Origin of the sequence: Bacillus cereus group sp. Bc010, from assembly GCF_027716745.1 — a bacterium.
GTDB classification, from domain to species: domain Bacteria; phylum Bacillota; class Bacilli; order Bacillales; family Bacillaceae_G; genus Bacillus_A; species Bacillus_A pacificus.
In genome coordinates this window covers 25,494-44,938 of sequence record NZ_JAQFUY010000026.1, presented here as the reverse complement: position 1 = coordinate 44,938, position 19,445 = coordinate 25,494, and the positions used below count along the sequence as shown (strand labels likewise).

Here is a 19,445-nt window from a genome sequence, read left to right as displayed (position 1 = left end):
CCCATCATGTAAAATATCTTTTACACAAAAAAAGACGACCGTTTAACAGTCGTCTTTTCCAATTTATTTCGGAGCATTTCCTACATATTGCGTAATATCAACATTTAATGATTGCGCTAAACGCATACCGTACTCTTGATCTGCACGGAAGAAGTTACAAACAGCTAGTAATTTCGTGCGTTCATTTACGTCTTTTAAGTCATTTGTTAAGTTTGCAATTAAGTTGTCTTGCTCTTCTTTAGAGAATGAACGGTAACGCTCACCAGCTTGTTTGAAGTCATTTGGTTTGTCAATTTTCTCACGAGATACATAGCCTTCTACTTTCATAGTTGAATCACGGTAAGCTGGGTCTTCAACTGGATTTTCAGCATGACGGCTCGGCTCGTAGTTGATTGTAGATGGGTTTTGATTGATTTGCATTGCACCATCACGTTGTTGGTTATGAACAGCTGCATATGGGCAGTTTACAGGAATTTGTAAGTAGTTTGCACCAAGGCGATAACGCTGTGTATCTGGATAAGAGAATAAACGACCTTGTAATAATTTATCTTCAGATGGTTCAATACCATTTACAGTTGCACTTGGAGAGAACGCCACTTGTTCTACTTCAGCAAAGAAGTTTTTCGGGTTACGATTTAACGTCATTGTCCCTACTTCCATTAATGGAAAACGATCTTCTGGCCAAACTTTCGTTGGATCTAACGGATCGAAATCTAAAGAATCCGTTTCTTCTAGTTGCATCACTTGTACGTGTAAATCCCACTTCGGATAATTTCCTTTTTCGATTGCATCGAATAAGTCACGAGTTGCATGGTTGAAGTCTTTTCCTTGTACTTCTTGCACTTCTTTTGCACTTAAGTTACGTACACCTTGCTGTGGTTTCCAGTGATATTTAATGTAGACAATTTTACCTTCTGCATTAATCCATTTAAATGAATGTACACCGAAACCTTCCATTTCACGATAGCTCGCTGGTGTACCGTAATCAGAAAATACCCATGTCATCATATGTGTAGATTCTGGACTTAACGTCATGAAATCCCAGTAACGATCTGGTGTTTGAATATTTGTATCAGGTGCTGGTTTTAAAGAATGCACCATATCAGGGAATTTAATTGCATCACGAATGAAGAAGACCGGTAAATGATTACCTACGATATCATAGTTTCCTTCTTCTGTATAAAATTTAACAGCGAACCCACGTGGATCACGAGCTGTTTCTGGAGAACCTTGACCATGAATAACCGTTGAAAAACGAACAAATACAGGCGTTTCAGTTCCTTCATTTTGTAAAAATGCTGCTTTCGTATATTGCTTCATGCTATTTTTCGTAACGAATACACCATGAGCACCTGCACCACGTGCGTGCACAACACGCTCTGGAATACGTTCACGATCAAAGTGAGCCAATTTTTCTACTAAATGATAGTCTTCTAATAATACCGGTCCACGGCGACCAGCTGTACGAGAATTTTGGTTGTCTCCAACCGGAGCACCTTGGTTTGTTGTTAAACGATTATTTGGATTCATCTAGGGGGATCCTCCTCTTTCTTTCATAGTAATTATTATTTATTTAAAATTATTATAATCTAATTATTATTCAAAACTAAATCTTTGTCAACTACTTCTTTCATTTTTTTGGAAACAATTTCAGTTAAGCAATCGATAAATATAGATTGTGAATTTGGCATATTCGGTCTAAAATACGCAGCATTTATTTCATCCGTTACAACTCTACACTCGTAATCGTTGTCATATAAAACTTCTAGATGCTCTGCGACAAAGCCAACTGGGCAATATATGAAAGATTCATATCTATGCTCCTCAAATAAATCTCTCGTTAAATCTTGCACATCCGGTCCAATCCATGGATCAGGTGTATTTCCGGCACTTTGCCAACCTATTGTATAATTTTGAATGTTTGCAGCTGCTGCAATTAAATCCGCCGTATGCTGCAATTGCTTCACATAAGGATCACCCGCCGCAATAATTTTCTCTGGTAAACTATGCGCAGAAAAAATGACAACTGCTTTTTCTTTATCTTCAATCTTTGTAAATGTTTCTTTTATTTGATCTGCCCAATACGAAATAAATTTTGGTTCATCATACCATTGTTCAATTGGTTCAATAACAGGACCACCAATTTCTTCCGAAAGACGAATAGCACGGTCATTATACGCTTTAATGCTAAATGTAGAATAATGCGGTGCTAATACGATACTAATCGCCTGCTCAATCCCATCACGCTTCATCTCTTCTACTGCATCTTCTATAAATGGGGCTATATGTTTTAATCCTAAGTAACAATTAAATTCATACTCTGTAAATATATTATTCATTGAATCTGTTAATTTATGCGCTTGCTCTTTCGTAATTTTTGCAAGTGGTGAAATTCCGCCAATCGCTTTATAACGCCCAATTAAATCTTGGAGTGCTTCTTCAGAAGGTTTGCGCCCGTGGCGAATATGTGTGTAGTACGCTTCTACATCCTCTAATGATTCTGGCGTTCCATATGCCATTACGAGTAAACCTATTTTTTTCTTTGCCATCTATATAACACCTCAATTTTATAAAGTGAAACTTTAATCAGTGGGGGTTCTTCATCCCCCACTGATTATTAGTTGAACCAATCGGACTTTTATGGGCAGCCCGACCCCCACCTAACTTCTTTGCTTTCGCTGAATTTTGAGGTGGGGGTCTTACTGCCCATTAAAGCGGGATAAATGAGAATCTTTTTCAAGAACATTTGTTTCCAATTATAACAACTAATAATAAGTATGTCAAAATAATTATTCTAAATAAGTATTTTTTATAATATGATTTTGAATTTTATATGACAATTTCTTTAATAAAAAGCGACTTACATATAAAGTAAGTCGCTTTTCTTCTATTCTTTAATATTTACCCCGTATTCTTTAAACCAAACATGAATTTGCGCTAAATGAGCTAAAAGCTGAGGCCCAGTCATTAATTGACCGAACCAAGGTGTTTGAAATGCGCTGCCGCCTGACTCAATTAATCCGCTCAGCTGTTCTTTATCAAATAGTTCGTGTAAAATCGAGCCTTTATCCGTTAATAAATCTTGTAGCCACACCGTTACTGCTTTCGTATAGTGCGGATTATGCGTTTTCGGATACGGGCTCTTCTTTCTATATAAGATGTCATTTGGAAGTAATCCTTCTAGTGCTTTACGCAATAGACCTTTTTCGCGATTTTTATACATTTTCATTTCCCAAGGAATATTCCACGCATATTCGACAAGTCGGTGATCCGCAAATGGAACGCGTACTTCTAAGCTTGCGCCCATACTCATACGGTCTTTTCTGTCTAATAATGTTGTCATAAACCATACCATATTTAAATAAAATAATTGTCTTCTCTTTGCTTCAATTGGGCTTTCTCCCTCTAAAATAGGAACTTCTTGAATGGACTCTTCATAGCGCCTTTGTACATATTGTTGTAAATTTAATTTATTTCTCCATTCTTTCTTTAGCAATTGTTCACGTGCTTCTGTAGAACGCATCCACGGAAATGCACTCGATTGTAAATCATCTTCTCTATAAAACCACGGATAACCACCAAATATTTCATCTGCACATTCCCCAGATAAACCGACGACAAAATCTTGTTTAATTTCACGACAAAACCATAATAATGACGAATCAATATCTGCCATACCAGGCAAATCACGAACGAGTACAGCTTCTGTTAAATACTGCGCCAATTGTTCATTTGAAATGACGCATCGATGATGAATCGTTTGAAACGTCTCCGTCATCAAATGAATAAATGGTGCATCTGAATTTGGCTGGAATGCATTCGCTTTAAAATATTTGTCATTATCTTCATAATCAATCGAATATGTGTGTAATTGCCCTTTTCCTGATCTTTCGTATTCTTTCGCAGCAATTGCTGTAATCGCACTCGAATCTACACCACCAGATAGAAAAGTGCACAGTGGTACATCAGAAACGAGCTGCCTTGTAATCGCATCTTGTAATAAAAAGCGTGTTTTCTCTACTGTTTCTTCAAAGGAGTCTTCGTGCTTTTTACTTTCTACATTCCAATATCTCCATATACATAAACCGTTCTTTGAAAATGTCATCGCATGACCTGGACGTAATTCTTTTATACCAGCATATATACCGTGACCAGGCGTTCTAGATGGTCCAAGGCCGAATATTTCGGATAATCCTTCTAACGTCACTTCCGCCTTCACATCTGGGTGCGCCAATATCGCTTTTAACTCTGAACCAAATAGTAATCGCCCACTATCATATTTATAAAATAGTGGTTTTACACCTAATCGATCACGCGCGATAAACACTTGTTCTTTCTGTTCATCCCATACGGCAAACGCATATATACCGTTTAAATGATCGACACATTCTTCTTTCCATTCCATATACGACGCTAATAGTACTTCCGTATCAGAATGACCTTTGAACGTATATCCCCTTCTTAATAGTTCCTTTCGAATATCTTCCGTATTATACAGTTCACCGTTATAGCAAATTGCATAATTCGTTTCACCTTTTAAACAAGTCATCGGTTGTTTCCCACCTTCAGGATCAACAACGATTAACCGTTTATGTCCAAATGCAACATTGCCTTTAATCCAAACTTTATTATCATCTGGACCACGCTTCGCTAACGTCTCAGCCATCTTCGTAACGACGTCCCGTTCTCCTTCTAATGAGCGTTTATAATCCACCCATCCTGTAATCCCGCACATATAAATCATCCTTCCATCTTATTTCTTTTCTTGAACGTGCAGTAATCCCCACCCTAAGAATGCGGATTTAAAAATAAAAAAATTGCCGATAACCTACTATCCACATATGGAATAGCATCTTCACTCAGTAAAACGTGTTTTATTGTATGCCCACCTATGTGTAGATGTGTCTAGTTATAAAGAACGCATGAACTGTCTATAACAGAAATAACTACTTTTCATAAAGGAGAAATCGTGTATGATACAACGTAACCATATTTTATATAACCAACCTCGCGCTCATACAGTCGGTAATGTAGAATATATAAACAATGAATGGGTATTCTTTGATGATGAAAATGAGGAAGCATTTTTATTAGAAGATATTGCCGGTGATGGCTTTGAAATTTTATATAATAACAACTGGCTACCAGCTCGTTTCTATGAACAAGATATATTACAAGTCGCCAACGAACAGCACCACCTGCAAAACGGGGAAATGATACGAATTCGAAAAAAATTACTCCTTAGCTATACGGAATGGCTTGAGGAATTACCTGACTCTGTCTTTTCCTTATTAACAGAGGCATTGCAATCACTTCATTACTCTTTATATGATTGTATGTATTGTCATAATTATTTATCCTTTTTACCGAAAGAGGAGGCATGCGAAGGAGTAAATATTCTTTTGTTTGATAACGAAGAGATGATTTGTACACTACAGCACCATTTCGTTCGTCACGCTACATCAAATAAAAATATGTTTCGTTTTACAAAAGTGAACGGAGAAGAGTTGCATATCGATGCGACATAAAATAAAAAACCACCTTATCTCCCAAGTCTTTGAGATTATAAGGTGGTTTTATTTTCTTTATTAGAATACTTTCCAACCAATCGGTAATTTCAGTCCTAGATAAATTACCGCTACTAGCGCGACAATAAATAAGCCCCAAACCGCCCCTGTTGGTTTGTTTTTGCTCATTTTTACAAGAACCATTTCCATTCCACCGATTACTAATATACCAGCTAACATTTTTAAACCGTACCACATGTGCATGCTACCTGTTGCTGTTTTCACAATACTCATGTACAACATGAATCCCGTCACAATAATGAAGATATACATTAGGCGAAGCCCCATATGTACACCTTTACCTTTTCTTCCTGCTGAATAAAGTGAATACGCAACGAAGAATAAAATTAAACCTAACGCCCATGCTGTAATATGCATATGTACCATCGTATCCCTTGCCTCCTCTTTTCACACTTTTTCATTCTATATGATAACATGTTCATTTATTTTCAGGAAATGTTTCGCTTTTTTACATTTAAATGCTATAATATTTAGAGTATTTACAAACTTCTTGTAATAACAAAAGGGGGAACAATCATGATTCAAACTAAGGATATTATCGAACTTACAGACACATACGGGGCAAATAACTATCACCCACTTCCAATCGTTATTTCTAAAGCAGAAGGCGTTTGGGTAGAAGATCCTGAAGGAAACCGCTATATGGACTTATTAAGTGCATATTCTGCAGTAAACCAAGGTCATCGTCACCCAAAAATTATTAACGCTTTAATTGACCAAGCTAATCGTGTTACGTTAACTTCTCGTGCTTTCCATAGCGATCAATTAGGTCCTTGGTACGAAAAAGTTGCGAAACTAACTAATAAAGAAATGGTACTTCCAATGAATACAGGTGCAGAAGCTGTTGAAACTGCAATTAAAACAGCTCGCCGATGGGCTTATGATGTGAAGAAAGTAGAAGCAAACCGTGCTGAAATTATCGTTTGTGAAGATAACTTCCACGGACGTACGATGGGTGCTGTTTCTATGTCTTCAAACGAAGAGTACAAGCGTGGATTCGGTCCAATGCTTCCTGGCATCGTTGTAATTCCTTACGGTGATTTAGAAGCGTTAAAAGCTGCTATTACACCAAACACAGCTGCATTCATTTTAGAGCCAATCCAAGGTGAAGCAGGAATTAACATCCCACCAGCTGGTTTCTTAAAAGAAGCTCTTGAAGTATGTAAAAAAGAAAACGTTTTATTCGTAGCAGATGAAATCCAAACTGGCTTAGGTCGTACTGGTAAAGTATTTGCTTGTGACTGGGACGGTGTAACTCCTGACATGTACATACTTGGTAAAGCACTTGGCGGCGGCGTATTCCCAATCTCTTGCGTTGCAGCAAACCGCGACATTTTAGGTGTATTTGAGCCAGGTTCTCACGGTTCTACATTCGGTGGTAATCCACTTGCATGTGCTGTTTCTATCGCAGCTCTTGAAGTGTTAGAAGAAGAAAAATTAACAGAGCGCTCTCTTCAATTAGGTGAAAAATTAGTTGGACAATTAAAAGAAATTGATAACCCAATGATTACTGAAGTTCGTGGTAAAGGCTTATTTATCGGTATCGAATTAAACGAGCCAGCTCGTCCTTACTGTGAACAACTAAAAGCAGCGGGTCTATTATGTAAAGAAACACACGAAAACGTAATTCGTATCGCACCACCTCTAGTAATCTCTGAAGAAGATTTAGAGTGGGCATTCCAAAAAATTAAAGCTGTATTATCGTAATAATAGAGAGGTTGTCCTACATGTTGGGACAACCTCTTTCATTTTATATTGATTTATACTAAAAAATCGTAATTTTCTGTATCTTAAAATCACAAAGGAGGTGCGATATGTTATTAAGATACGGCAAACATATTAACTATTTAGCTACAACTTTTCTTTTAGTTACATTCTTCGGCTTCCTACTTTCCGTAACATCGCTTAGTCACTACTCAACTCCCACTACATTCACACTACTGAAAGCATCATTTTGGACTACTGTTATTGTTACTATCATTGGTTTTGGACGCGAAAAAAGCGCACTTACGGTTATACTATTTGGCATTTGTACACTTGCAGTCATTGGTCTTTACACTTTTTCCGTTATCGATTACCTCTATCACCCAAGACCATAGAAAAGAGCTATCTATTTATAAGATAGCCCTTTTCTTCACTTCACTACATTTCGCAAAGTACCAATTCCTTCTACTGTAATGACTACTTCATCACCGGCATGCAAAAACTTCGGTGGTGTGAAACCTTTTCCAACACCAGCCGGGGTTCCTGTTGCGATAATATCTCCTGGTTCTAATGTCATTCCTTTACTTATCGTTGAAATGATTTCTTCTATTGAAAAAATCATTTTATTTGTATTTGAAGTTTGTCTTACTTCCCCATTTACTACCGTTTCAATGTGTAACGCATTTGGCGCACTAATCATCGATTTATGAATTAAATACGGTCCCATCGGACAAAATGTATCGAAACTTTTTCCAAGGAAAAATTGTTTATGCTTCCTTTGAATGTCGCGAGCAGTTATATCATTTATAATGGTATAACCAAAAACATGCTCAAGTGCTTTTTCTTTTTTTATTTGTTTCCCTCGCTTACCAATGATGATAGCTAGTTCTCCTTCATAGTCTAGTTCATTCGTTGCGTGGGGATGACTATTAATTTTTTCATCCATGCCAATAACTGTCGTTGGCGCTTTCGTAAAGATCATTATATTTTCTGGAATTGACTCTACTCCGCCCATTTCTATCGCATGCTCACGATAATTTTTTCCAACGCACAAAATATTCTTCCTTGGCCTTGGAATTGGTGCTAATATTTTCACCTCAGTTAACGGGTAATACGCCGTTCCTTCATTTTCCTTCGCCCAATTGACAATTTCACACATTTTTTCAACACATTCGGTTCCTCTTTCAATACACTCTAACATTGTAATTGGAATCGTAACCTTTTCCCCTTTTTGTCTTTGCGCTTCTCTTACATGCAATACCTTTTCTTCCTCTTCATCCACAATACCTACAAATACCTTTTCATCTTTTTTCGCCGTTACCAAACGCAATATTTCCACTCTCCATCCTAAAACTCATACACTTTAATTGTATTCGCATCCGCAAGAAAAAAACCTTCTCATACACGCTAATTTTTACAATATTCTTCTCATATCCGATTCGTTACTCCTTTATCATTTGGCATAAAATGTAGAAATTTTACTTTTTTTTAGCGAATGCATTTCTTTTTTATGTTTTTTTGTATAATATGTACTACATATATACTAAAAATTTCATTTAGAGATGGAGCCGATTTCAATGTTTGAGCAAGCGATTGAAAAAAAACGTGAAAAAATGATTTATTTTGCTGAACGCTACGGAATGACTTCTCAAAAAACAGTGGATTGTAGCCAAGAACTGGACAGGCTCTTAAATGCAATTTGGCATGTACATACGGATTTTCACCCTAATCAAACACTCGATACACACACGCAATAACGTGTGTGTTTCTTTTATTTCAAAAAAACACACATTTTATTGAAAACGCCCATACAATAGTAGAAAAGAAAACTTTAAAAACGAAAGGTGTTTTGTATGCCAGCTATGGTCGGACATATTCGTATCGTCAATATTGGATCAAGTGGTATTTTTCATATTGGAGATGTATTTGCGATTAGGCCTATTAGTTATTCACGTGCTTTCGCTGGGGCCGGCTCTTTTAATGTTGGGGATAACGTTTCTGTCTACAATTATCAAAGCGCAACGACTGTCAATGATTCAGATGTCATTGATCAAGCGATAATTGGTTCAACTTAGAGGAGGCGATTGTATTGAATTTTTATGTAAACCAAAGTATCATCATTAACAGCATTAAAATTGATAGCATTACAACCTCTTCTGTATTCCAAATTGGTACTGCTGGAAGTATTAAAGCACTATCTAAATTCTCAAATACTGGCGGATTTACAGAGCCCCTTCGCCCATTACAGGCGAAAGGACAAATTATTTCTATCAAACCATCAACTAGTTCTTCTTAAGACATCCTTGTCATAAATATATAGCAGGAATATATTTACCCTCCCTATTGAAAAGGAGGTTTCACAAAATGAATCAAGATATATATACTTACTTACACCAACTTCAACAAGCTCTTCAAGCACAACAAACAGCCATCCTGAATTTAGAAGATCAAGTACGTCTATTACAAGAAGAGCTTAACGAATTAAAAAATCGCCCCTCCTCTTCTGTAGGAAAAGTGGAATACAAATTCGATCAATTAAAAGTAGAAAATTTAAATGGCACTTTAAATATTGGTTTAAATCCGTTTTCAGCAAAAGGACAACAAATTGAAGATTTTCAAGTAGATACAGAAACTTTGAAGGTCAATCCTGAAACCGACACAAATCCAGATTTTTACCAAAGCATCCTTCAAGAAATGCATCGTTACTTAGATGAAGAAGCATATAATCGAATTCTCCATTTTGAACAAGAAGAGAGAACGCCGCTCGATGAAATGTATCGACAAATGATGGTTGACGACATCAAAAAACAGATGGAGCATAGACTCCCTTATTACTTATCACAAGCGCAATCACATGAAGGGATTTCAACAGATCCAGATTATTTACGAGATATCATTATTCAAGCTATGAAACATGATATCGACAAGGCCTTCCTCTCGTTTATTCAACACATACCGGGCAATTTCCGAAAGGAGTAAGTATGTATGAATGTTAACGTTGTAAATCGTGAATTAAAAGTCGGACAGATTAAAATGAACGGTGTATCGTCGTCCGCACTCTTTTTAATTGGGGATGCAAATTTCCTCATACTATCTTCTATTCTTGATACACCATTCGAAACTGTTACAGAGGGGCCATTTGTACCATTAGTAACAGATGTCCCTCCTACTCCAGGTTAAGGAGACTGAGAAATTATGTTACATCATGTGTCTGTTGTCCAAAATGTTTCTATTATTTCTTTAGGGATTTCTGCCGTATTTCAAGTTGGAGACGCCAATCAAATGGAATTAAAAAGTAGATCTCTTGCCGTCCACCGGGAAATTCCTTGTTATATAAAAGACGAAGGTCGCTTAGACGCATTTGAAATCTTTACAGATGAACACATCACAATCCCAAAACGAACGACCGACGTAACATTAAACATTGTAAATGAATGCCCTTTTATTGAAGTGAATGACGTTGAATTACGAACACTTTTAAATTCCGGTTGCTTTCAAATTGGAAATGTTGATTATGTTTTTAATAACTCTCGTATTATGCAAATTCGCCAATATATTACGGATGAACCTTCCGCTCCATAATTCATATAGTAATTAAAAAGCTTAGTAAAGTAGGTGGATGGTATGCCTTCCGTTGTTGGAAATCTCGTCGTTCAAAACAGTAATGGTTCTTTCAATTTAGGGGATTTTTATAACGTGTCTCCGAAAGAAAATACGAAAGCTTATAATGGTTCCGGAGCTTCCAATGTTGGATTTGTCGTGAATACGTTTAACGGTGTTAGTGCAACAAATACATTTGATTCTGATGTGGCGGATCAAGATCAGATTGGAACAGCGTAAAAAAAGTAGGAGAATATCTCCTACTTTTTTCTTTTACCTCATTTGATATTATCAAAATCTCCACTGTTTACTGTTTCATTTTATTTAAATGCTAACCCTCTCTCCTCCAAAGCCTTTCTAAGCTTCGGCAAAGACGCAGGTCCCATACCATGCAATTTTAAAATTTCTTTCTCACTATACTTTGAGAGTTTTTCTACAGTGTAAATTCCATGATGTTCTAGCGCCCTTCTTGCTGGTGCTGAAAGAAGAGCGAGAAAACCTTCTTTCGGCGCTCTCTCGTTCTCACAGGTTGGGCAAGTTGGACAATCGCTACTTTTGTAGTATTCATGTCCTTTTTCACACGTTCTTAACGTTTTTTCTGTTGCCATTTTCAAGTTCCTCTATTCTTCGATTTTTACAACATGATTACCATCAAAGAAGTATAAACATTTCTCTTTCACAGGGTGTTGTAAGCTTTTCTCGAGCGCTTTTGCATATAACGAAAGTTGCACTTTATATCGCTCTTCTAAAATTGGTTTCGCTTGATCAAATCCGCCTGGGAATTTCCCTACAATCGTATCCGTTTTGAAGTCGATTAACGTAATACCATCTTCCTCTTCGATCATGCAGTCAATAACCCCTTGGACAAGAATGGATTCCCCGCTCTTCCCTTGCCAATCTTGATATGCTTCTTCTGCTGCAAGCATCATCGTAAATGGTACTTCACGCTCAACACTTTTCGCCGCTAATACCCTTTTACCTAGGTCACTGTCAAAGAATGAAATCACTTTTTCAATTGCAATTTCTTCCGCCTGCTCGAATGTTAATAATTCTTTATTTACCATTCCAGCAATTTGCTCCCGAATCACTTCTTCTGTAATCGGCTTCTTCAAATCAACATGCTGCATAACAGCATGTACTGCTGTTCCGCGCTCTGCGTATGTTAATCCCTTTTTCTCCATAAAACGAGGACGCGTTTGAATTGGTGCACGTAATTTTTTAATAAAGGCGTTATCGCTACCTTCTTCAGATTGATAATTTCTCTTTATTTCTGTAACAGACTGTTTCGCACGATGAGATGTTGCTTCCTCATATCCGTACTTCCACATTAATCTGTCATACACTTCATCTTTTCGTTCACTTTGCAGGGGAACAGCTTTTTTCTCACGAAGTGCTTCTAACAATTCTTGTTTCTCTTCTTGAACGGGTTCTGGCGCGAGTAACGTGTTACCGTCAACAACTTCTACTTTCCAGCTCGTGTCATACCCATAAATTTCATCTGGAACGCTTCCTTGTCCTAATTCAAGAAGTATTTCACTATCACGATGTCTATATAAGGAAGGTGCAATCCAGTCTAAGTAGCAAGACGCTCCGGCACGTATATGATCTGGTAATAACCATTCACTATGCTCCCTCGCATCAAGCCATTTTTCCATTTCTTTATTTGCATCCTTAACCGTTCCAATTAAAATTAACTTCTCTTTTGCACGAGTTAACGCTACGTATAATACGCGCATTTCTTCCGCAATTAATTCCATCTTCATTTTACGCTTAATCGCAAGTTGCGATAATGTCGTATATTTAATTCGTTTACGAGGATCGATAAATTGCGAACCAAAACCGAAGTCTTTATGCAGTAAGAAACGCTTCATTAAGTCTTGTGTATTAAAGCGGCGACCTAGTCCAGCTACGAATACGACTGGGAACTCAAGTCCTTTACTTTTATGAATTGTCATAATGCGAACGACATCTTCTTGTTCACCTAAAGCTCTCGCCGTACCCATATCATCACCGCGTTCTAAAATACGCTCAATAAAGCGTAAGAAGCGGAATAGTCCTCTAAACGATGTTGCTTCATATTGTCTTGCGCGGTCATATAGTACACGCAGGTTTGCTTGCCTTTGCTTTCCAGCTGGTAAACCACCGACAAAGTCATAATAACCTGTCTCACCGTACACTTTCCAAATTAAATCAGAAAGAGACTGTTGGCGCGCGAATTCACGCCATCCTTGCAGTAAGTTGTAGAACCATTCTAATTTGTCATGTAGTTCTTTTTCTTCTTCAAGCGGTGCCCCTTTTAAGAAGGAGCTCATTACTTCATAAAACGAGCCTTTCTTCCCATGAGCACGAAGCGTTGCAAGTTCTTCATCATTTAATCCAACGATTGGTGAACGAAGTACTGCTGCAAGCGGAATATCTTGCATCGGATTATCAATAACGCGGAATACGTTCATCATTATATTTACTTCTGTCGCTTCAAAGTAACCAGTCGCAAGATCAGCGTATACTGGAATTCCTTGCAGCTTTAACTCTTCCATAATTTGTGGCGCCCATGGCATAGAGCGCAGTAAAATAACGAAGTCACGATATTGTACAGGGCGCATACTATCCGTTTTACGGTCATACACTTCATAACCTGAATCAACCATCGCTTTAATACGCTGCGCCATAAGTCGAGCTTCAAGCTGTGCTTTTTCTACTTCCGCACCTTCTTCACCGTCTAACACTTCTTCTTCTGTTTGCTGAATACATAGTAGTTCAGCCGCTACATCTTCACCTTCTGGATAGGTAGCACCTAACTTTAATTCAGCGTCAGCATCGTAGTCAATTTCTCCGACTTCTTCGCCCATAATTTGTTTGAAGATAAAGTTCGTACCTGCTAATACTTCATGACGACTACGGAAGTTTTTCGCTAAATCAATCTTCATTCCGCCGCCTAATCCTTCTTGCGTGAAGCGTTTATACTTTCCTAAGAATAATCCTGGTTCTGCTAGTCGGAAACGATAAATCGACTGCTTTACGTCACCTACCATGAACAAGTTTCCTTCACTCTCAGAATCTTTCGTTACGAATTTAATAATCGATTCTTGTACGAAGTTCGTATCTTGATATTCATCGACTAATACTTCAGCAAATTTATTACGATATTGAAGTGCTACAGCTGATGGCTTCATTTCACCTTCTTCACTTTGTTCGCTTAAAATTTGTAAACAGAAATGCTCTAAATCTGTGAAATCGACCATTCCTTTATCTCGCTTCATCGCTTGGAAACGCTCTGTAAATACTTTTACAAGCTGTACTAGTTTTTCTAATACAGGATGCATATCTTGAAAATCTCGTAAGAAACTTTCAGGTTTGCGGCTAAATAACTCTTCTTGTAATTTCTTCACTTCATCTTTCGCTTTATTACGAAGAGAGTCTACTTGTTTTACAACATCTTCATTGTAATCACTTTTCTTAATACGCTTTAACGTTTGCCACGATACGTTTTGCATCGCTTCATACACGCTTGTCCACGATTCACGAGCAGCTGATGATAACGTTCCAAGTAGAGCTAAATCTGCTTGCAGTGTTTCAACGCGAGGCGCTGGACCTTCAGGAAGCATTGCGAGTTCCGTCGCTTTCCGAATATGCTGTTCCGCTGTTTCAAGCTGGAATCTCACATCTTCTAATAAATAAGAAGCATACACTAAATCTTCAATTGTCTTTCCTTCTACGTCATATGCTTCTACTAATTTATCAAGCCATTTTTCCGGATTTGGATGCGCTCTTGATTCTGTATGAAGCGCTAAAATCATACGTTGTAAATCATCGTCACTACGGTCACTCGTATAACGATCAACAAGTTCAAAGAATATCGTATTATTTTCAATTCCATACTCTTCTTCTAATATGTCATCTAGCACTTCTTCTTTTAACAATTCATTTTCCGTTTGATTCGCAATGCGGAAACGAGGATCAACATCAAGCATGTAATAGTATCCTCTAATAACTTGTAAACAAAATGAATGGATCGTTGAAATGGAAGCTTTATTTAATAAGCTCAGCTGCTTTCGAATGTGCTGAGAGCCAGGCTCATCAATTAATACTTTTTCTAACGCTTCCCCAATTCTGTTTTTCATCTCTTGCGCCGCTGCATTCGTAAATGTTACAACGAGCAGGCGGTCGACATCGACTGGGTTTTCTTCATTTATAATCTTTTTAATAATACGTTCAACTAATACCGCTGTTTTCCCTGAACCAGCTGCTGCTGCGACTAAAATATCACGCCCGTTCGCTACAACGGCTTTCCACTGGTCATCTGTCCATTGACTACCTTCTGGTTTTTTAGGCCAATTTTCCATCATTCTCCGCCAACCTCCTCTCTAATTTTCTCCATCGCTTCACTATCTTTCATATCTTTTAACGTACGGAACTGGTTATCTTCAAGTGATTCATCGAACTGGCAAACCGATTTGAAGTTACAGAACGTACACGCCGCTTTATTCCCCTTTTTGTAAGGAGCAATATCGATAACGCCTTCTGTAATGTCTTTTCCGATATTTTCAAACGTATGGTGTACGTATTTTTGCAGGACGTTAAACTCTTGTTCACTTGCAATACTTGAACGCGCACTAAAACTACCGTCTTTTTTCAGACCAGCAGAAATAATATCAGAGCTTCCTGTTGAAAGTTTGTTATCCATTAAACGAACAACGTCAGCATCTCCTAGTACGAGACCTTTCATTTTGAATTTCTTTAAAATTTCCTTTTCAATTTCTGCTTCAGATGCGTCACCTTTCACCTCCACAATTGGGTTATGAATGTGGAAATACAATACACCAGCTGGTGATGCCGTGCCGCCTTTTTTCATCCACGTATGCGCATTTGAAGTAACAACATCTAAATACGTTAACATTTGAAGTGCTAATCCGTAATACACTTCCGTTAAGTCTAACGCTTTTGAGCTTGATTTATAGTCAATAATACGTAGGAATGTTCCGTTTTCATCTTCTGCCTTATCAACACGGTCAATACGGCCAACTACTTCCATCTTCACACCATTTGGTAATGAGAATTCCATTGGCGGAAGCGATCCTGTACCGCCCATACCGAATGGTACTTCTAAATCAACTGGTACGAAACCACTCGATTTCGCGTGCTCACGAAGAATGATTGACGTACGGAAAATGATTTGTTGTAGTTTTTGTTTTAAATAGAAATGACGGTTTGAACTTAATAAAATTTGTCTTTGTAATAACGGTGCAATTTCTTCTATTACTACAGCAGAAAGATGCTCACACTCTTTTATTGATAAATCCGCCCAAGTACGGTTTTCATGTAATAGCCTATCTGCAATTCTCTTCAGTGCTGCATGGAATAGTTCCCCAATATCTGGCGCATCCAGTTTGAAAATATCACGCTCTCTTAACGATAAACCGTGCTGCGCAAAATGAGCGTACGCACAACGGTTAAATAATTCCATACGAGAAACGCTTCCTTTTATTTTGTCTCCATATAAATCTCTACTTACAGCTGTATTTAGCTTTTGCGCACGATTTCGGTAGAATAAGCTTGATAATACGCGGCTACTTTTTTGCTTCCATTCATCTGAAGTAACATAGAAATTATATACATCCCACCAAAAGTCTAAGTTGCCTTCAAATCCATATCGCTTCCACGTTTGAAGTTGCTGCATAACATATGACAACGTTACTTCTGGTGTTGCTACATATGAAATTTGTTCCGAACGTGATAAATCATTTACGTCGTTCGTAATAAATGTATCTTTCACATCAGGGAACATTCTTTTTATTTTCTTAATAAAGCTAGAAGCAAGTAACGTCTTTCCTTCCTCATCTGCAAGCGGGCATGAAATGTATAATTTCTCAGTTGCTCTCGTTACCATTTGGTACATAACAAACTGTTCTTCTAATAAAGTTTGTCTCGTCGTTGGTGCGAGTTCAATACCTGCAGCGCTAAGAACATCTCTTTCTTCATCAGAAAGCATACCTTCATCCATCGGTGCTGCTGGAATCACACCTTCATTCACTCCAATGACGAATGTTGCTTTCACATTTGATAATCTAGAACGATCAATATTCGCAATTAACACTTGGTCTAATGACGGCGGAATGTTTGCGAATTGAAGCGCCTCAAGACCTGTCGACATAACGTCTGTGAACATAGAAAGCGACATTTTTTCTTCGCCAAGCATCTCAACAAACGTATCAAGAAGACTCATTACTTCTTCCCATACTTGTTCATGATCTGTCGCAAATAAGAAATCTCCGCTCTCTTCTGCACGAATACGTAATGCTTCTAATTTTTTCGGAACGTCAAGCTCTTCTAAAAATAAGTAAACAGCTTCGCACATTTGCATAACCGTTCCCGCACGCTTCAGTCTTTTTTGCATACGAATAACGGGCGTTCTTACAACGTCACGCAATCGATTTATTTTCTCTTCCATTTCACGTTCGCTGTCTGTAATCATCCCGTTCGTATCGTCAAGAGAACGATAGCGGCGATACATCCACGGATCCTCAGAAGTCCATCTTTTCCCTTGTACACCGTATGCTAAACAGTAGTTTTCAAACTCATCCATCTCTTCGCGCATCGTTTCTTTTCTTACGTCTAATGGATATAAAAGCTCTGTTTTCACGCAGCGAAATACTGCATCATAACGCCAATTCCCGCTAATAATCTCGAGTGCAGAACGAATACATTCTACTAACGGATGATGTGACATCGGGCGTTTTTCATCGATAAAGTGCGGGATATTATAATCTGTAAATAGAGTCCGCATTACATCGTAATAACTTTCTCCGTTACGAAGAAGAACTGCAATATCTCGGTAACGATAGTCTTCATCTGCCACAAGTCTACGAATTTCACGAGCAACACCTTCTACTTCCGCTCGTAAATTCGCGGCTGTATGAATCGTTACACTTGCTTCCCCGTTAAATTTCTCATTCGGACGCGCTTCATAATGAGCTTCTAAATGCGCTAATGCTGGAGAATGAAAACGCGGTTGTTCCATAAGTGGAATCGTTTTTTCAATTTCTATCTTCTCTTCACGTGCTACTTGTTTTATTTTTTCATACGTTAACGTCGTTTCATAAAATAAATCTAGTTCATTTACTGGCTGCGCTAACGTTTTTTCATCTAGCGTTAACGTGATTGTCACTCTCGCTCCGCAAATCATAAGCTGTCTTACAATTTCTAGTTCTTGCGGTGAAAACGAATGGAAGCCATCTATATAAATTTCAGCTCCCTTTACATATTCAGACTGCGGAAGCTTTTCCACTAGCAATTGCAGATAGTCTTCTGAATCTAAGTACTTTCCGATTAAAGCACGTTCAAAATCATCATATAATAACTGTAAATCATACACTTTATTCGCTAATAGCTTTTGTTCGGCGCTGCTACTATGCGCATCTAATTGTTGCCACATTTCATATACGTTTGATGGCGTCACGTTATATCGTTTAAACTCCGCAATCATACTGCCAAGATGTTCAAAGAAACCATTTTGCTCCGCTGCTTTTTGGAATACCGATAATCCATCTTTACGAGACTCTACAATTTTACGAAGTAACATATGTACGCCCGCTTCATCAATGTGAAGACGACTCGCTCCGCCAACTTCTTGCAATACTTTCCACGCTAATCGTGAAAAACTAAAAACTTGTGCCCGAATAGAACCTCTAACATCCTCACTACCAATTAACGCCTGCTGCGTTTGGAATGTCATCTGTTCTGGCACAAGATATAATATTGTTTCCCCTCTTGGGCGCTGCTTTAACTCTTCTTGCACTTCGTGTAAACAAAGTGTACTTTTTCCACTTCCCGCTCTACCAATCACAAATCGAAGTGACATGTAACCCCACCTTTCACTTACATAACGAACGTTAGTTTGCTACTATAATTGTATTATAGGACACGAAAAAAGACAAACGGAGTAGTTTGTCTTTTTCTATACTTCTACCTATTATATCAACCTTTTGAAAAATTCGTTTGCACCTCTTGAATTGGCCAATATCGTAAATCAACTTTACCGACAACTGTATCAGCTTTTACAAAACCAAAATGTCTACTATCCCAGCTCCCGAGGCGGTTATCACCTATTACAAAAATATATCCAGGTGGCACCGTTTTTTCCTTCGTTAACTCTTCTAGCGTAAAATCACCTGTTAGTTGTCGTCCATTTATCTCTTTCTTATATTTCTCTAGATAAGGTTCATCCACGAATTGTCCGTTTATATATAGTTTATCATGCTTATATTCAATATGGTCCCCAGGTAAACCGATAATTCGTTTTACGTAGTCCTCTTTTTTGTTCGCATGAAATACAACAACATCAAACCTATTCAAGTCCCCCACTTGATAACTCACCTTATTTACAACGAGCATATTGCCATCTTGCAATGTCGGCATCATTGACTTCCCCTCTACAACATACGTTGAAAAGAAAAACGTTCGAAAAAATACAGCTAATAATACACCAATTAAAATTGTTCGTATCCACTCTATGCCTTCTTTTTTCAAAGTTTTCTTCATCCGCTTCTCCCCTTA

At 37.9% G+C, this 19,445-nt stretch carries 19 protein-coding genes; 10 read left to right on the top strand and 9 right to left on the bottom strand.

Annotation, left to right across the window (positions count from 1 at the left end; translation table 11 throughout):
* Window positions 1-63 precede the first annotated feature (63 nt).
* The 3 genes from katB to asnB all read right to left on the bottom strand — a co-directional run bounded on the left by katB (window position 64) and on the right by asnB (window position 4,735).
* A complete protein-coding gene (gene katB / locus PDQ68_RS21920) occupies window positions 64-1,530 on the bottom strand; it encodes a catalase KatB (RefSeq protein WP_001069174.1) in 1,467 nt (488 codons plus the stop codon).
* Window positions 1,531-1,589: 59 nt separating this feature from the next.
* On the bottom strand, window positions 1,590-2,549 hold the full coding sequence (gene hemH, locus PDQ68_RS21915) for a ferrochelatase (protein WP_001075098.1): 960 nt from the start codon (window positions 2,547-2,549) through the stop codon (window positions 1,590-1,592).
* Window positions 2,550-2,887: 338 nt separating this feature from the next.
* Window positions 2,888-4,735, bottom strand: coding sequence for an asparagine synthase (glutamine-hydrolyzing) (asnB, locus tag PDQ68_RS21910; protein ID WP_000334012.1), 1,848 nt, complete (start codon window positions 4,733-4,735; stop codon window positions 2,888-2,890).
* Window positions 4,736-4,973: 238 nt separating this feature from the next.
* Here asnB and PDQ68_RS21905 point away from each other — a divergent pair, with 238 nt between their 5' ends.
* Window positions 4,974-5,528 carry a DUF2777 domain-containing protein gene (locus tag PDQ68_RS21905; protein ID WP_061183248.1) on the top strand — a complete coding sequence of 185 codons (555 nt, stop codon included), beginning with the start codon at window positions 4,974-4,976 and terminating at the stop codon, window positions 5,526-5,528.
* 60 nt (window positions 5,529-5,588) lie between these two features.
* On the opposite strand, the gene PDQ68_RS21900 is transcribed toward PDQ68_RS21905, so the two are convergent.
* Window positions 5,589-5,954: a YisL family protein gene (locus PDQ68_RS21900; protein WP_000233489.1), complete on the bottom strand. Its 366-nt coding sequence runs from the start codon at window positions 5,952-5,954 to the stop codon at window positions 5,589-5,591.
* A 150-nt stretch (window positions 5,955-6,104) separates the two neighbouring features.
* Here PDQ68_RS21900 and rocD point away from each other — a divergent pair, with 150 nt between their 5' ends.
* A complete protein-coding gene (gene rocD / locus PDQ68_RS21895; protein ID WP_000616655.1) occupies window positions 6,105-7,295 on the top strand; it encodes an ornithine aminotransferase in 1,191 nt (396 codons plus the stop codon).
* Window positions 7,296-7,402: 107 nt separating this feature from the next.
* Entirely contained in the window at window positions 7,403-7,687 is a 285-nt protein-coding gene (locus PDQ68_RS21890) for a hypothetical protein (RefSeq protein WP_061183250.1), read from the top strand.
* Window positions 7,688-7,722: 35 nt separating this feature from the next.
* Here PDQ68_RS21890 and PDQ68_RS21885 read toward each other — a convergent pair whose 3' ends face one another.
* Window positions 7,723-8,622: a fumarylacetoacetate hydrolase family protein gene (locus tag PDQ68_RS21885; RefSeq protein WP_178378399.1), complete on the bottom strand. Its 900-nt coding sequence runs from the start codon at window positions 8,620-8,622 to the stop codon at window positions 7,723-7,725.
* A 247-nt stretch (window positions 8,623-8,869) separates the two neighbouring features.
* Here PDQ68_RS21885 and PDQ68_RS21880 point away from each other — a divergent pair, with 247 nt between their 5' ends.
* The 7 genes from PDQ68_RS21880 (at window position 8,870) to gerPF (ending at window position 11,132) form a co-directional block, all read left to right on the top strand.
* Complete coding sequence (locus PDQ68_RS21880; RefSeq protein WP_000462840.1) at window positions 8,870-9,049, top strand: aspartyl-phosphate phosphatase Spo0E family protein; 180 nt, start codon at window positions 8,870-8,872, stop codon at window positions 9,047-9,049.
* A 96-nt stretch (window positions 9,050-9,145) separates the two neighbouring features.
* Window positions 9,146-9,367 carry a spore germination protein GerPA gene (gene gerPA, locus PDQ68_RS21875; protein WP_001111187.1) on the top strand — a complete coding sequence of 74 codons (222 nt, stop codon included), beginning with the start codon at window positions 9,146-9,148 and terminating at the stop codon, window positions 9,365-9,367.
* A gap of 14 nt (window positions 9,368-9,381) precedes the next feature.
* Entirely contained in the window at window positions 9,382-9,588 is a 207-nt protein-coding gene (gene gerPB, locus PDQ68_RS21870; RefSeq protein WP_001012508.1) for a spore germination protein GerPB, read from the top strand.
* A gap of 68 nt (window positions 9,589-9,656) precedes the next feature.
* Complete coding sequence (gene gerPC, locus PDQ68_RS21865) at window positions 9,657-10,271, top strand: spore germination protein GerPC (protein WP_001070750.1); 615 nt, start codon at window positions 9,657-9,659, stop codon at window positions 10,269-10,271.
* A 6-nt stretch (window positions 10,272-10,277) separates the two neighbouring features.
* Complete coding sequence (gene gerPD / locus PDQ68_RS21860; RefSeq protein ID WP_001102341.1) at window positions 10,278-10,472, top strand: spore germination protein GerPD; 195 nt, start codon at window positions 10,278-10,280, stop codon at window positions 10,470-10,472.
* A gap of 15 nt (window positions 10,473-10,487) precedes the next feature.
* On the top strand, window positions 10,488-10,874 hold the full coding sequence (locus PDQ68_RS21855; RefSeq protein ID WP_000902338.1) for a spore germination protein GerPE: 387 nt from the start codon (window positions 10,488-10,490) through the stop codon (window positions 10,872-10,874).
* Window positions 10,875-10,916: 42 nt separating this feature from the next.
* The gene (gerPF, locus tag PDQ68_RS21850) at window positions 10,917-11,132 is read left to right on the top strand and encodes a spore germination protein GerPF (RefSeq protein ID WP_001141566.1); all 216 of its coding nucleotides are present in this window, start codon (window positions 10,917-10,919) and stop codon (window positions 11,130-11,132) included.
* 80 nt (window positions 11,133-11,212) lie between these two features.
* Here gerPF and PDQ68_RS21845 read toward each other — a convergent pair whose 3' ends face one another.
* From PDQ68_RS21845 to lepB, 4 genes are all read right to left on the bottom strand, one after another.
* Complete coding sequence (locus PDQ68_RS21845; protein WP_016716842.1) at window positions 11,213-11,500, bottom strand: RNA polymerase alpha subunit C-terminal domain-containing protein; 288 nt, start codon at window positions 11,498-11,500, stop codon at window positions 11,213-11,215.
* 12 nt (window positions 11,501-11,512) lie between these two features.
* On the bottom strand, window positions 11,513-15,238 hold the full coding sequence (gene addA, locus PDQ68_RS21840) for a helicase-exonuclease AddAB subunit AddA (protein ID WP_061183251.1): 3,726 nt from the start codon (window positions 15,236-15,238) through the stop codon (window positions 11,513-11,515).
* The gene (addB, locus tag PDQ68_RS21835; protein ID WP_061183252.1) at window positions 15,235-18,750 is read right to left on the bottom strand and encodes a helicase-exonuclease AddAB subunit AddB; all 3,516 of its coding nucleotides are present in this window, start codon (window positions 18,748-18,750) and stop codon (window positions 15,235-15,237) included. The genes addA and addB overlap by 4 nt, the downstream gene beginning before the upstream one ends.
* Before the next feature lie 116 nt (window positions 18,751-18,866).
* The gene (gene lepB / locus PDQ68_RS21830; RefSeq protein ID WP_061183253.1) at window positions 18,867-19,430 is read right to left on the bottom strand and encodes a signal peptidase I; all 564 of its coding nucleotides are present in this window, start codon (window positions 19,428-19,430) and stop codon (window positions 18,867-18,869) included.
* Between the last annotated feature and the right edge of the window lie 15 nt (window positions 19,431-19,445).